This is a genomic window from Vreelandella songnenensis (genome assembly GCF_003002925.1).
Classification (GTDB): Bacteria; Pseudomonadota; Gammaproteobacteria; order Pseudomonadales; family Halomonadaceae; genus Vreelandella; species Vreelandella songnenensis.
Genome location: NZ_PVTK01000001.1, coordinates 699,273 through 712,793 on the forward strand (window position 1 = coordinate 699,273; position 13,521 = coordinate 712,793).

Here is a 13,521-nt window from a genome sequence, read left to right on the forward strand (position 1 = left end):
CTGGCAGTTACATGCTTATCCATAAAAGTAATCTCCATTGATACTGTGCAAACATCTTGAATCACTAGCCTGATACTGCACACTTTGAACCAACATGCGCCAACATAAAAATAAATACAATTAATTCAAAACCTTATGGATAAATAACACATTTTAAAAAGCCCTGGAAACCGGGTGCAAAATGACACATGTGGCAAATGTTGGCAGCGTTGAAAGGAGCGATGTGGCACAATCGGCACACTTATGTATAATAATTTTTAATAATTAACCGCATAAATTCTTTATTTTTCTTATGATTTCTTTGTGTGGCTGCTTTGAAGGCTATAGCAGTCGGTCAGAAGAGTAGCGACACAAAGTGCCTCATACCGATAAAAGGCATTGCCGATGGATGAACAGCGCCCGGTCAAAATAAAAGTACGTGGTGTAAGTAAAGTATTTGGTAAACAGCCCCAAAAAGCCTTGGCACTTCGCGATCAGGGGCTCAAGCGGCCTGAAATTCTCGAGAAAACCGGCCAGACACTGGGCCTTTCGAATATTTCATTCGATGTCTATCAAGGCGAGCTGCTGGTGATCATGGGGCTTTCCGGCTCCGGCAAGTCCACCCTGATCCGCTGCCTCAACCGTTTGATCGATACCACCGAAGGCGAAATCATCATCGAGGGTGAAAATATCCCCACCTTGAGTGACAAGGCGCTGCTGGCCTGTCGCCGCCGGCACTTCTCGATGGTGTTCCAGAATTTTGCCCTGTTCCCGCATCGTACCGTTCAGCAGAACGCCGAGTTCGGCCTGGAAATTCGTGGCATCGATAAGCAAGAGCGCCAGAAAATCGCCCACACGGCACTTCAGCAGGTAGGCCTTGAGGGCTGGGAGAACGCCTACCCCAATCAGCTTTCTGGCGGCATGCAGCAGCGTGTCGGCCTGGCCCGAGCACTGGCCAACGACGCCAGCGTACTGCTGATGGACGAAGCGTTTTCAGCGCTCGACCCGCTGATCCGTAAAGACATGCAGCAGGAACTTTTGCAGCTGCAGACCCGAATGCAGAAGACTACCGTCTTTATTACTCATGACCTGGACGAAGCGCTCAATATTGGCGATCGCATCGTGCTGCTCAAGGATGGCGAGGTGATCCAGATTGGTACGCCGGAGCAGATTCTCACCCAGCCCGCCGATGACTACGTACGCCGCTTCATCGAAGGTGTGGATCGCTCACGGGTATTGACGGCGGCCAGCGCCATGCGGCCTCTGCGCACCACGGCGCGGGAAAGCGACGGCCCGCGTACCGCGCTGCACCGCATGCGCGACCACGCCATCGATTCCATCTATGTCACCGACCGCGACCGCACACTGCTGGGCCTGCTTGAGGCGGAAGCTGCCACTGTTGCCATTCAGCAAGGCGCTGACAGCATCAAACGCTATCTGACCCAGGATTTTCGTAAAGTCTCTCCCGATGAACCCTTGCAGCACCTGTTTGCAATGTTCAGCGAAAAGAGCCTCCCCATTGCCGTCGTGGATGAGCAGCAGCACCTGCTGGGCGTAGTGGTAAAAGGGGCGGTACTGGATGAGTTGGCCAAAGCAGGAGAGCAGTAATGGATATTCCCCGTCTTCCTCTGGGCCGTTGGATTGAAACCGGCCTTGACTGGTTAACAAGCGAGTACTCGGTCGTCACGCGAGCTATTTCACGCTTCACCCAGACCGGTATCAATAGCTTGAACGATGGCTTGATGTGGCTACCCGAATGGGCGCTGTTGGCCATTATCGCGCTTGTCTGCTGGAAGCTTGCCAGCCCCCGCCTGGCGATTGGCGCGGTGGCGGGCCTGGCCTTGATCTGGAACCTGGGCCTTTGGAATCCGATGATCGAGACCCTGACCCTGGTAGTGATTGCTACCTTGGTGGCCGTGGCTATCGCCCTGCCCTTCGGCATTGCGGCGGCGCTTTCCGAGCGGCTCTATCGGGTCATCATGCCGGTGCTGGATTTCATGCAGACCATGCCGGCATTTGTCTATCTGATTCCCGCCATTCCATTTTTCGGTATCGGTTCGGTATCGGCTATCTTTGCCACGGTCATCTTCTCCATGCCCCCCGCTATCCGCTTCACAACGCTGGGTATCCGCCAGGTGCCGGTCGAGCTGATCGAAGCTGCCGACGCCTATGGCGCCACGCGCAGCCAGAAGCTTTTCAAGGTGCAGTTGCCGCTTTCGCTACCTACGGTAATGGCGGGTATCAACCAGACAATCATGCTGGCACTCTCCATGGTGGTCATTGCCGCCATGATTGGCGCGGATGGCCTGGGCAGCGAAGTATGGCGTGCCATTCAGCGCCTGCGTCCTGGCGATGGGTTCGAAGCCGGTATCGCCGTGGTAATTCTGGCCATGCTGCTGGACCGTTTGACCCAGGCACTGCGCAAATCGTCCCGATAAAACGCCTTGCTTGATGAACCAACGTTACTTGATGAACTGTCGTTTCACGACCATGCTAAAAACGCTTACTTAACTTTGGTTAAAGCGTTGACTACAAAAGGGAGCAAGTGAATGAAAACGCAACTGTTAAGCCAACGCACTACTCGCCTGGCCTCGGCCATCCTGATCGCAAGCACAGGCCTTGCGGCAGGTGGTGTTCAGGCTCAGGAACAAACGATCAACCTGGCCTATGTGGAGTGGTCATCCGAGGTGGCGTCCACCAACGTGATGGCCGCGGTGCTCGAGCAGGCAGGCTATGACGTCGAACTGACCTCACTTTCGGCAGCGGCCATGTTTCAGGCGCTCTCGACCGGCGACGCTGATGCCATCGTGGCGGCCTGGCTGCCCACCACCCACGCCGACTACATGGAGCGCATCGGCGACAAGATCGAGGACCTGGGCCCTAACCTGGATGGCACCAAGCTTGGCCTTGTCGTTCCTGCCTACACAGAAGTCGATTCAATCGACGAGCTCAACGACAATGCAGATATATTCAATAGCGAGATCATCGGTATAGATCCTGGCGCAGGCTTGATGGGCCTGGCGGAAGATGTTGTCGATACCTATGACCTCGGCCTTCGTCTGCGTAGCGGTAGTGACGCGACCATGGTGGCTGCGCTCAGCAACGCCATCAATAACGAAGAAGATATCGTTGTTACCAGCTGGACACCGCACTGGATGTTTGCCCGTTGGGATCTGAAGTATCTGGAAGACCCTGAAGACGTGTTCGGAGGCGCGGAGCAGATTCATACCGTGGTACGCGATGGCCTGGAAGACGACATGCCCGAAGCCTATGCCATTCTTGATGCGTTTGAATGGACCCCGGAGCAGATGGGGGAAGTCATGCTGATGAATCAGGAAGAGGGCAGCGACCCGTATGAAAATGCCAAACAGTGGGTGGAAGATAATCAGGACGTTGTAGAGCAGTGGCTGAATAGCTGAATAATCGGGTCAGTTGCGCCAGCCGCAGTGGCACTGTGGCTGGCGCTTTTTCTGGTCAATTATTTTACAAAAAATAGTCAGCACAATCCGGCAATACAACGTTTGTTAATATATAGTTAATCAAAAGCTGCACGACGCATACGCGCGTGTTTTCAAATCAAAACGGAGAGGCACCCGTGGATAAGCAAGAACCGAATCATTCCCCGGATGAACCGGGCTCAGAGGGCATTCCTGCCCCTGAGGGGGCAGCTAACCTGATCGATACCGATTATGTGATCGGTCAGGATAATATTACGACCAACAAGATGGGCTTTGACCTTGACCTGCATGGCAAGGTATTCAGCGTCTCTGCCATTGTTGTGTTGATATTTGTAGTGTTGACACTGGCGCTGCAAGACACTATCGCACCGATATATGACGCCATCTTCAGCTTCTTGACCGGTAATCTCTCCTGGTTCTTTATCGCTGCTGCCAACATATTCGTTATTTTATGTATTGGTCTGATTTTTTCCCCACTGGGTAAAATTCGCCTAGGGGGAGCCGACGCCAAGCCTGACTATACCTATATGGGTTGGTTCTCGATGCTGTTTGCCGCAGGCATGGGCATTGGCTTGATGTTTTTTGGCGTGAATGAGCCCCTCACCCACTTCGGGACCTCGCTTGATGGAGATTCCTGGGCGCCACTAGGCGGTGCTGCGGGTGATGCGGCCGCGGCGACGTCGCTTGCCATGGCAGCCACCATTTACCACTGGGGCCTTCACCCCTGGGCCATTTACGCCATCGTGGCCCTGTCGCTGGCCCTGTTCTCGTTCAACAAGGGCTTACCGCTCTCCATGCGCTCGGTGTTCTACCCTATTCTGGGCGAGCGTGTGTGGGGATGGCCTGGCCACGTCATCGATATTCTGGCGGTATTTGCGTCGCTATTTGGTTTGGCCACGTCATTGGGGCTAGGTGCCAGCCAGGCGGCCGCGGGCCTGACCTACCTGTTTGGCGCGCCGGAAGGCGACATCACGATGATCCTGTTGATTGTCGGCATCACCCTGGTGGCTATCGCCTCCATCATTGCGGGCGTCGACAAGGGCGTGCAGCTGCTGTCCAAGATCAACATCGCCATGGCGGCGCTGCTGCTGTTCTTCGTGATTGCTGTAGGTCCGACCCTGTTCATTGCAACGGGCTTCTTTGAAAACCTGTGGAGCTATGCGACTAATTTTGCCGCGCTCTCCAACCCGTTTGGCCGCGAAGATGCTAACTTCAGCCAAGGCTGGACCGCCTTCTACTGGGCCTGGTGGATCTCCTGGTCACCGTACGTCGGCATGTTTATTGCCCGTGTATCACGCGGCCGCACGGTTCGTGAGTTCCTGATTTCCGTACTTATCATACCGTCCGTGGTATCGGTTCTGTGGATGACCACCTTTGGCGGCACGGCGATTGATCAATACGTGAGCCAGGGTATCAGCGCCGTGCGCGATGCGGGCGTCGACCTGCAGCTGTTCCTCATGCTGGAGCAGTTACCGCTGTCACAAATCACGTCTTTCATCGCTATCGTGCTGGTCATCGTGTTCTTTGTGACCTCCTCCGACTCGGGTTCTCTGGTAATCGACTCCATTACGGCGGGCGGCAAAGTGGATGCTCCTACACCCCAGCGCGTGTTCTGGGCCATTATCGAAGGCGCCATTGCCATCGCCCTGCTGCTGGGTGGCGGCCTTACCGCACTGCAGACCATGGCTGTATCAACGGGCTTCCCGTTCACCATTATCCTGCTGGTAGCGTGCTACGCGATCATCAAGGGACTGATGAGCGAACCCAAGGCGGTATAACGTTTATCGCGCACGGCCAAAACGGGCAGCCAAAAGGCTGCCCGTTTTGTTTGCAGAGTATCTTCACCTAGAAAAAACGAAAGGCTAGCACCACAGGTCTTTCAAGGGCGTATCCGGCCGATAATGAGTGGCTACCTGAGCTTGAAAAAGCTCGGCGGTTGCCATGGCATCCAGCAGTGCATGATGCCCCTGATACGCAGGCAGTCCATAGCGTTCCCGGCTGGCATTCAAGCGTATGGATACCGGCGGCCGACCCAGCCAGCGGCGAAAGCGTGCCCATAGCGTCTGGCGGTGCAGCCGCGCCTCGAGCGACATGGTGTCGATCATGGGAAACATGACGCCTTCCCCGCGCCGGGCCTTGACTGCCGCATCCAGGAAAGGCCGCTCGATATTGCGAAAATGCACCACCACCAGATGCCCGGCCAAGCGCCCCAGCAACTCATCCAGAATGGTATCCAGGTCCGGTGCAGCAGCCACTTCTGAATGGGTGATGTGGTGAAAGGTAATCGAAGTGTCCGACAGTGGCCGGGTAGGCTTGACTACCCAGTGCCGACGCTCGGCGAGCCTTATACGGTCAAGCGTGAACGGCACGATGCCGATGCTGACAATGGCATGATGGTGCTCATCCAGGCCGGTCGTTTCCATATCCAGTGCGATCATGGGCACTTGTGAAATCGGCGTATCCTCGGCGGGCAGGGGCGTGGCGAAAAACTGCCTGATCGCCGGATCCTTTACCTGCTGCTCCCGCGTTGCCATGTATTCTGCCCAGTTGGCCTGGGTGACTCGTTGACGTGGACGAATGCCTAGCATATTACTGCCTCGGCCGCTGGGAGGGCATGGGATAGCGGAACTTCAGAAACTTCTGGGCATTGCTGAGTACCTGAAACGCATCTTTCAGCGTGTGCCGTTCGCTATCTTCCACATTTTCAGGCTCGATGTTGTTATCCGGCACTCGCTCTTCCTGAATATCGATCATCTGGTGGCGCAGCCGCGACATGCAGAGAAACTCGAACGCGTAGCTCAGCTTGTCGCTGACCCCGGTCGCCAGCAGCTGCGTATTGCTAATATCGTTCAAGCGCTGAAAGGTGTTCTGGGCCTTGGAGCCGGATGCCAGCGCGTGGATACGTACCAGGTCCGCCATGGGGGCTGTTCCGCGGCGTTTCAGGTTAATGGAGTTATTGTGCTTGCCGTCTTTCTCCATCACGAAGGTACGAAAGAACCCCAGCGGTGGCGTACGGTTGAGCGCATTGCGTGCCATGGCGGCCAGAAACAGCGGTGACTGGGGTGCCTTCTGGGCAATCAGGTCCTGCAGGGTTTCAACGAAGTGATCTTCGCCGTAGATGCTGTCGAGATCGAAAAAGATGGAGCTGTGCAGCAGGCGCTCGGGCGTCGGGTTTTCCATCCAGTCCTGGAAATAGCGCTTCCACACGCTTAGCGGCTGGCGCCACTGCTCGTTGGTGGCCATTACATCGCCTTTGCAGTAGGTGTAGCCGCAGGCATCCAGACCATCGCTTACAAACTTGGCAAGCGCGTAAAAGTACGCATCATGCTCCTCGGCCACGAAATCATCGGATAGCACCAGCGCGTTGTCCTGATCGGTCACGATGCTCTGTTCGTTACGCGCCATCGAGCCGTTCACCATGAAGCAGTAAGGCACCGGCGGCGGGCCGAGCTCGGCTTCGGCGAGCTCCAGCAAACGGCGAGTAAAGCTTCGCCCGATGGTCGAAAGCGCACTGCCCACCATCTGCGAGTTGGCGCCTTCCTGCACCATCCGCACAAACGCGGCCCTTACGTCTGGAGCCAGCTTGGCGAGGCCCTGAGCGCTTGACTGGTTAAAGATGTTGCTGACCAGATAAAGCCCACTGTGGGTTTCATAGCGAATGATATCGGAAAGATGGACCACGCCCACCGGGCGCTGGCGATAGACGACCGGCAGATGGTGGACGTTATTGCGCAGCATGGTCAGCATGGCTTCATATACTGACGCGTCCGACTGGATGGTTATCAGGTGCGAGGAGGCTACATCGCCAATGGCGGCCTGCGGTGAGAGCCCTTCAGCCACCACGCGGGTACGAAAATCGCTATCGGTAAAGATCCCTTCCATGCGCCAGGTCTGGCCTTCGCTATCCTGAAAGCTGTAGCGCGGATTGCCCGAACACTGGTTGATCACGATGGCCGCCGACGCCTGGGCTTCGCTGATCTGCTGGGCTACCTGCTGAAGCGTGGTACTGGCCTCGACCATGACCGGGTAGCGTGTCACGAGCTTGCGGATACGCGTGACCATCATGTCGTTGGACTTTTTCTGCTGCTCGGCGGCGGTTTCAAGCCTTGGCCGCTCAAGCTCTACAAAATCGGCGAAGTCGTCGTCCTCTTCGCACAACCGCTGAAAGACATCGTTGGGAATGAAGTAGATCAGCGTGTCTTCAATCGCCTGCGCAGGAAAGCGTACCTTGTGATTGCGCAGCAGGCTGAAGTGACCAAAGATATCCCCCTCGCCCAGACGGTTGTAAAGCTCGCCCTGGCGGCGGTATACCTCAACGGCCCCACTTCTGATGAAGCACAGCTCATCCAGCGTGTCGTTGAGCACCAGGATATCGCTGCCGGTCTTGAAATAGCTGACCTCTACTCGTTCGGCAATCGCATCAAGCAGCTCGTCCGAGAGCCCGTCGAAGGGGGGAAACTGGCCCATGAATTGGCGGATTTCGAGTAGCTCAACGTCCATACACTCTCCTTGACGAACCCGGCAGACAAATCAGTAGTTTGGATGGGTTCAACAATATCGTAAACCCTGCGCCCAATAAAAAGCCCGGCACGTAAGTACCGGGCTTTCGCGATGTTCAACGGACGGCTGAAAGACAGTCTCAGCTACCGTTGACGCTCAGTCATTGCTTACGACTGGCTTGCCATCTCTTGAACACGCTGCATCATTTCCGGATCTTGCTGAATGGACTGGCCGATCGCGTTAAAGGTATCGACATCGAGACCGCTATCTTCAACCACTTCGATCATGCGATCGTTGGCTTCAGCACGAACTTCCTGTTGTGCAGATTCGTCTCCTGCTTCCTGCAGACGCTGTGTGTACTCTTGCGAGATCACGGCGATTTCTTGAGAAGCATCGGCGAACTGCTGTAGCTGCTCGTCAGAAAAATCCTGAGTAGGCGCGGCTTGCTGGGTGGCCATCGGATCCTGAGCCGGATCCTGTGCCTGTTGGGCGTTGGCAGTCGTTGCCATCAGACCAGTTGCAAGCAGAGCAGCAGAGAACAAAGCAGTTATACGTTGCATAGAAAGAAACCTCATTGACGCGTTGTGAATGTGCAAAGTGTGACGCGGCGAATCAGGACAGGTTCAATTTTTTAGGTAATAGAATGTAATTTTGGCTAAATCCGTTGATGGACTCGAGTCAACCGCCATCATAAAGAATAAAATAAACAATTTATATTCAATAACTTAAAACAAGATAGCCGCTATCCGCTGTGCTAATGAAAATCACCAGAATTTTTTAAATTTTTTTCATGAACGCGCCCGGCAAATACATTCACTCAGGCCACATCACTTGAAAAAACGCTTGCTGATGGATGCTAGAGGCGCTGCAGATAGCCTGCGCCTCCGAGGTTGCGCATCTGCCGGGCAATCCACTGGCTGCGTCTCTCTACCTGGGCGTCAGGGCGTGAGGCGCTGCGGGTACGCGGGCTTGGAAGAATTGCGGCCAGCAGGCTTGCCTGCCGGTCAGAGAGCGCACTGGCGGATACGCCGAAATAGTGCCGGGAGGCGGCTTCGAGTCCAAAGACACCGGTATCCCACTCCGCCACGTTAAGGTACACCTCCAGAATGCGCTGCTTGCTCCAGAAGGTTTCGATCAGCAGGGTAAACCAGGCTTCAAGCCCTTTGCGGGTCCAGCTTCGCCCGCTCCACAGAAAGACGTTCTTGGCGGTTTGCTGGCTCAGTGTACTTGCCCCGCGCAGGCGTCCACCGTCCTGGCTCGTTTGCCAGGCGCGACGCAGCTCTACGAGATCGAATCCGCGGTGAATGGGAAAGCGCTGATCTTCGGCGGCAATGACGGCGAGCTTGGCGCTGCTGGAAAGTTCGTCCCAGCTGCGCCACTGGCGCTCAATAGTGATAGGTTCGCTATGAATCCAGCTCTGGATCTTGCGCTCCACCATGACCATGGAGCCCGGCGGCGGGACGAAACGAAACAGCAGCACCAGCGCTACCGAAAGAAGGACAAAAAGCAGCACGCCGCGCCACACAAGACGCCATAGCTGACGAAGAAAGCGGCCCAGCGTACGTTTAAGCATTATTGTCCTTAGGGTTTCATAAGATGTTCCGCATGATAACGCAGATGGTCCTCGATGAACGAGGCAATAAAGAAGTAACTATGGTCGTAACCCGGCTGACGGCGCAGCGTCAGCGGATGGTCATGGGCTTCACAGATGGCTTCCAGACGCTCAGGCTTCAACTGCTCCTCGAGGAACTGGTCGGCTTCGCCCTGATCGATAAACAGCCGCTGGCGCGAAGCACCGTTGGCCACCAGCTCGCAGGCATCGTACTGGCGCCAGCGTGACTGATCTTCACCCAGGTAGTGGGTGAACGCTTTTTGCCCCCAGGGGCACTCCATCGGATTGACGATAGGCGCAAACGCGGAGACCGAGCTGAAGCGGCCAGGATGGCGCAGCGCCAGAATCAAGGCGCCGTGCCCGCCCATGGAGTGGCCGCTGATCGACTCGCGTCCATTGACCGGAAAATGCTGGCGTACCACGGAAGGCAGCTCTTCAATGATGTAGTCGTACATCCGGTAGTGAGGCTTCCAGGGCGTCTCGGTAGCGTTGACGTAGAAGCCGGCACCTGAGCCCAGATCATAGCTTTCATGCTCCCCGGGAAGATCGGTGCCGCGGGGGCTTGTGTCGGGGCAGACAATCGCGATGCCAAGCTCAGCCGCCAGGCGCTGGGCGCCGGCCTTCTGCATGAAGTTCTCATCATTGCAGGTCAGCCCGGAAAGCCACCATAAAAGCGGCACGCGCTCACTTTCTGCCTGGGGCGGCAGGTAAACCGCAAACTCCATATCGCAGTCCAGCGCCCGGGAGTAGTGGCGGTAGCGCTTGTGCCAACCACCGAAACTTCGGTTGGCAGACACCAGTTCTAGAGTTTCACTCATGCTCATGGGCAGGCTCCTTGCAAACAGGCAGGCGCGGCAGAATCCCTACCGCGCCTTGACTAGATCAGGTGGAAACTTAAAGGCTCTGCTTAGTAGTGCAGTACGGTACGGATACTCTTACCGGCATGCAGCAGCTCAAAGGCCTCGTTGATCTTTTCAAACGGCATATCATGGGTGATGAAGTCATCAATATTGATTTCACCGTTCATGTAACGTTCAACATAGCCTGGCAGCTCGCTGCGGCCTTTGACACCACCAAACGCAGAGCCTTTCCAGACGCGTCCGGTCACCAGCTGGAACGGACGGGTAGAGATTTCTTCACCGGCACCGGCGACACCGATCACGATCGATTCACCCCAGCCCTTGTGGCAGCACTCAAGCGCCGAGCGCATCACGTTGACGTTGCCGATGCACTCAAACGAGTAATCCACGCCGCCATCGGTCAAATCGACAATCACCTGCTGAATCGGGTCGCTGTACTCCTTGGGATTGACGAAGTCGGTGGCGCCAAACTGCTTGGCAAGCTCGAACTTGTCGGCGTTGACGTCAATGGCGATGATACGCGCCGCCTTGGCCATGACTGCGCCCTGAATGACCGCCAGGCCAATCGCGCCCAGGCCGAAGACGGCAACGGTAGAACCCGGCTCCACTTTCGCCGTGTTGAGCACCGCGCCGATGCCGGTGGTGACGCCACAGCCCAGCAGGCAGATCTTGTCCATCGGGGCTTCCTTGGAAACCACCGCCAGTGACACTTCAGGAACAACGGTGTATTCGCTGAACGTCGAAGTGCCCATGTAGTGATGCAGCATCTTGCCGTCGAGCGAGAACCGCGAGGTGCCGTCGGGCATGACGCCCTTGCCCTGGGTAGCGCGTACGCTGCCGCACAGGTTGGTCTTGCCGGACAGGCAGAACTTGCACTTGCCGCACTCGGCAGTATAAAGCGGAATGACGTGGTCGCCGGGCTTGAGGCTGGTGACCCCTTCACCGACTTCCTGCACTACGCCGGCGCCTTCATGGCCCAGCACGGAAGGAAAGAGCCCTTCCGGGTCAGTACCTGACAGGGTATAGGCATCGGTGTGGCAGACACTGGTGGCCGCCATGCGGACCAGCACTTCGCCCGCCTTGGGGCCTTCTACATCAATTTCGACCAGTTCAAGCGGCTTACCCGCTTCCAGGGCAACAGCTGCGCGTGACTTCATGGATCAACTCCTTAATACGGTTACTGCACTATAGACTACGTGTATCGCCAAGCAGTCGGACACGGGCAGTGTAAGTTAGCTGGGGGCTCAAGAAAAAGCGGGATATACTCATAAGATTATTGCCTGTGTGCAACAATCAACCTGCCGACTGGAACGACAATGCAACGATGGGACCGTATTGAAGCGTTTATCGAAGTGGTGCGGCTGGGCACGTTTTCAGCGGCTGCCCAGCATTTAAAAGTATCGACATCGCATATCAGCCGCCTGGTCAGCCAGCTTGAAAACCATCTGGGCATTCAGCTTCTCTATCGCACCACGCGCCAGATTCGCCTGACCGATGCAGGTGCCATCTATGTAGAGCACTGCCAGCACCTGTTCGATGGCTTGAAGGACGCCGAACAAGCCATCAGTGAGCTTCAGGCCAAACCCCACGGCTTGCTGAAGCTGACCTCGGCCACCACCTTTGGCGAGCGTTACATTGCGCCGCTCGTGAATGACTTTCAGTGCCTGCACCCCCAGCTTGAAGTACACATGCATTTTACCAACCGACCGGTCGAGCTGATTGAAGAGGGTTTTGATATCGCCATTCGCATGGGTGTGCTCAAGGACTCGAGCCTGATTGCCCGGCGGCTGTGTCAGCGGCGCGAATATATCGTGGGTTCCAGGGCCTATTTCCGCCAGATGTCACCGCCGCATACTCTGGCGGAGCTCAGCCAGCATCGCTGCCTGATAGGCTCACGGCCCAACTGGCTGTTCGAGGTAAACGGCCAGCGCCGCGAAGTGCGCGTGGAAGGCAGCTGGAGCGGCAACTCCGGTCCTGCCCTGCTGGATGCCGCGCTCAAGGGCCTGGGGCTGGCACAGCTGCCCGATTACTACGTGGCCCCTTATCTCGCCAGCGGAGAACTGGTGGCCGTACTCGAACCCTTTCAGCATCACGATACCGCCGTATGGGCAGTATATCCCCGCCACCGCCACCTCTCGCCCAAGATTCGCCAGTTGGTCGATTATCTGGTTGCCAATATCGCGCGCGTGCTGCCTGAAACGCCCTAACCCACACTTTTTTTGAAAGGCAGCCCTTACGCTGCCCTTAAAGGAACTGCCCACCTATTCTGTCGGCGTATGTGTATCAGATTTATTCGCAAGAGTGGCGTGCCAGCATAGAGAGGTGACGATATAATGAACATTCACCACCGAATGTTTCATCAGCAAGATCTGTTACTCTCTACCCCCAAGGAAAAGGCATGCACCTCCCCCCTCCTGTTTGGCCCATCGATTTTCGTACTACGTTACTAAGGGCTACGCTTTACGTACTGTTTATTGGCGGCATCGCACAAGGCGCCTACCTGGAAGCACTCTACTTTCCCTCCGTGCGCTTTAGCGAACTGGGCTTTACCGAGTTTGCCCAGACGCTGACCCTGGCAAGCTGCTGCGTCCTGCTGCTGTATATTCGCCAGGTGCTCAAGGTATGGCCTAATGTCACGTTACTGCTGTTTGCCTTCATTGCCGCTTCACTGGTCCGTGAGCAGGACTACTTCCTGGACGAATTCGTGGCGGATAACAGCTGGAAAGTACTGGTCACGATGATCACGCTGCCCTCGATTGGCTGGGTGATCTATCAGCGCCGCCGCTTTCTTGCCGAGTTTGCCCACTACAGCAACACTTTTGCGTTTGGCCTGTTTGCCGGCGGCGTACTGACCACCTACATCTTTTCGCGCTTGTATGGGCGTCAGATCTTCTGGCGTGCCGTTCTTGAAGATGACTACGTGCGCGTTTTCAAGGACGTTGCCGAAGAAGTGGTCGAACTCATGGGCTACAGCCTGATTCTGTTTGCCACCATCGAGCTTTTACTGCTGGCACTTAGAATCCGTAAATCCCAACGCCTCACGTCGTAACTGCCCGCCTGCCACCCATGCGCCGCCCAGGCTTTCCTGGGCGGCGTTTCATTTTTTGGATTC

Annotated in this window: 12 protein-coding genes; 6 read left to right on the top strand and 6 right to left on the bottom strand. The window is 56.1% G+C overall.

What is annotated here, in order from left to right:
* The first annotated feature begins 384 nt into the window (after positions 1-384).
* The 4 genes from B0H98_RS03115 (at position 385) to B0H98_RS03130 (ending at position 5,215) form a co-directional block, all read left to right on the top strand.
* Complete coding sequence (locus tag B0H98_RS03115; protein WP_106373588.1) at positions 385-1,587, top strand: quaternary amine ABC transporter ATP-binding protein; 1,203 nt, start codon at positions 385-387, stop codon at positions 1,585-1,587.
* Positions 1,587-2,417 carry an ABC transporter permease gene (locus tag B0H98_RS03120; protein ID WP_106373589.1) on the top strand — a complete coding sequence of 277 codons (831 nt, stop codon included), beginning with the start codon at positions 1,587-1,589 and terminating at the stop codon, positions 2,415-2,417. Before B0H98_RS03115 ends, B0H98_RS03120 begins: the two co-directional genes overlap by 1 nt.
* A gap of 111 nt (positions 2,418-2,528) precedes the next feature.
* Positions 2,529-3,398, top strand: a complete 870-nt coding sequence (locus B0H98_RS03125) for a glycine betaine ABC transporter substrate-binding protein (protein WP_106373590.1) — start codon at positions 2,529-2,531, stop codon at positions 3,396-3,398.
* A 176-nt stretch (positions 3,399-3,574) separates the two neighbouring features.
* Complete coding sequence (locus B0H98_RS03130) at positions 3,575-5,215, top strand: BCCT family transporter (RefSeq protein WP_106373591.1); 1,641 nt, start codon at positions 3,575-3,577, stop codon at positions 5,213-5,215.
* 84 nt (positions 5,216-5,299) lie between these two features.
* Here the strand turns inward: B0H98_RS03130 and B0H98_RS03135 are convergent, their stop codons facing one another.
* The 6 genes from B0H98_RS03135 to B0H98_RS03160 all read right to left on the bottom strand — a co-directional run bounded on the left by B0H98_RS03135 (position 5,300) and on the right by B0H98_RS03160 (position 11,566).
* Complete coding sequence (locus B0H98_RS03135) at positions 5,300-6,025, bottom strand: 3'-5' exonuclease (RefSeq protein ID WP_106373592.1); 726 nt, start codon at positions 6,023-6,025, stop codon at positions 5,300-5,302.
* 1 nt (position 6,026) lies between these two features.
* Complete coding sequence (locus tag B0H98_RS03140; protein WP_106373593.1) at positions 6,027-7,937, bottom strand: DUF294 nucleotidyltransferase-like domain-containing protein; 1,911 nt, start codon at positions 7,935-7,937, stop codon at positions 6,027-6,029.
* A 167-nt stretch (positions 7,938-8,104) separates the two neighbouring features.
* Complete coding sequence (locus B0H98_RS03145; protein WP_106373594.1) at positions 8,105-8,497, bottom strand: DUF4168 domain-containing protein; 393 nt, start codon at positions 8,495-8,497, stop codon at positions 8,105-8,107.
* Positions 8,498-8,793: 296 nt separating this feature from the next.
* The gene (mtgA, locus tag B0H98_RS03150) at positions 8,794-9,510 is read right to left on the bottom strand and encodes a monofunctional biosynthetic peptidoglycan transglycosylase (RefSeq protein WP_106373595.1); all 717 of its coding nucleotides are present in this window, start codon (positions 9,508-9,510) and stop codon (positions 8,794-8,796) included.
* An 8-nt stretch (positions 9,511-9,518) separates the two neighbouring features.
* The gene (gene fghA / locus B0H98_RS03155) at positions 9,519-10,373 is read right to left on the bottom strand and encodes an S-formylglutathione hydrolase (protein WP_106373596.1); all 855 of its coding nucleotides are present in this window, start codon (positions 10,371-10,373) and stop codon (positions 9,519-9,521) included.
* Between the two features lie 83 nt (positions 10,374-10,456).
* Entirely contained in the window at positions 10,457-11,566 is a 1,110-nt protein-coding gene (locus tag B0H98_RS03160; protein ID WP_106373597.1) for an S-(hydroxymethyl)glutathione dehydrogenase/class III alcohol dehydrogenase, read from the bottom strand.
* Between the two features lie 159 nt (positions 11,567-11,725).
* Between B0H98_RS03160 and B0H98_RS03165 the strand changes: the two genes are divergently transcribed.
* Both B0H98_RS03165 and B0H98_RS03170 read left to right on the top strand, forming a co-directional pair.
* Complete coding sequence (locus B0H98_RS03165; RefSeq protein WP_106373598.1) at positions 11,726-12,616, top strand: LysR family transcriptional regulator; 891 nt, start codon at positions 11,726-11,728, stop codon at positions 12,614-12,616.
* Between the two features lie 191 nt (positions 12,617-12,807).
* Positions 12,808-13,458, top strand: a complete 651-nt coding sequence (locus B0H98_RS03170) for a hypothetical protein (RefSeq protein ID WP_106373599.1) — start codon at positions 12,808-12,810, stop codon at positions 13,456-13,458.
* Positions 13,459-13,521: the final 63 nt, after the last annotated feature.

What these genes read in the sequence shown, in the direction of transcription:
- B0H98_RS03165 (WP_106373598.1), top strand. Translation starts at nt 11,726, where the DNA reads ATGCAACGATGGGACCGTATTGAAGCGTTTATCGAAGTGGTGCGGCTG.
- B0H98_RS03160 (WP_106373597.1), bottom strand. Translation starts at nt 11,566, where the DNA reads ATGAAGTCACGCGCAGCTGTTGCCCTGGAAGCGGGTAAGCCGCTTGAA.
- B0H98_RS03135 (WP_106373592.1), bottom strand. Translation starts at nt 6,025, where the DNA reads ATGCTAGGCATTCGTCCACGTCAACGAGTCACCCAGGCCAACTGGGCA.
- B0H98_RS03170 (WP_106373599.1), top strand. Translation starts at nt 12,808, where the DNA reads ATGCACCTCCCCCCTCCTGTTTGGCCCATCGATTTTCGTACTACGTTA.
- B0H98_RS03145 (WP_106373594.1), bottom strand. Translation starts at nt 8,497, where the DNA reads ATGCAACGTATAACTGCTTTGTTCTCTGCTGCTCTGCTTGCAACTGGT.
- B0H98_RS03140 (WP_106373593.1), bottom strand. Translation starts at nt 7,937, where the DNA reads ATGGACGTTGAGCTACTCGAAATCCGCCAATTCATGGGCCAGTTTCCC.
- B0H98_RS03115 (WP_106373588.1), top strand. Translation starts at nt 385, where the DNA reads ATGGATGAACAGCGCCCGGTCAAAATAAAAGTACGTGGTGTAAGTAAA.
- mtgA (WP_106373595.1), bottom strand. Translation starts at nt 9,510, where the DNA reads ATGCTTAAACGTACGCTGGGCCGCTTTCTTCGTCAGCTATGGCGTCTT.
- B0H98_RS03120 (WP_106373589.1), top strand. Translation starts at nt 1,587, where the DNA reads ATGGATATTCCCCGTCTTCCTCTGGGCCGTTGGATTGAAACCGGCCTT.
- B0H98_RS03125 (WP_106373590.1), top strand. Translation starts at nt 2,529, where the DNA reads ATGAAAACGCAACTGTTAAGCCAACGCACTACTCGCCTGGCCTCGGCC.
- fghA (WP_106373596.1), bottom strand. Translation starts at nt 10,373, where the DNA reads ATGAGCATGAGTGAAACTCTAGAACTGGTGTCTGCCAACCGAAGTTTC.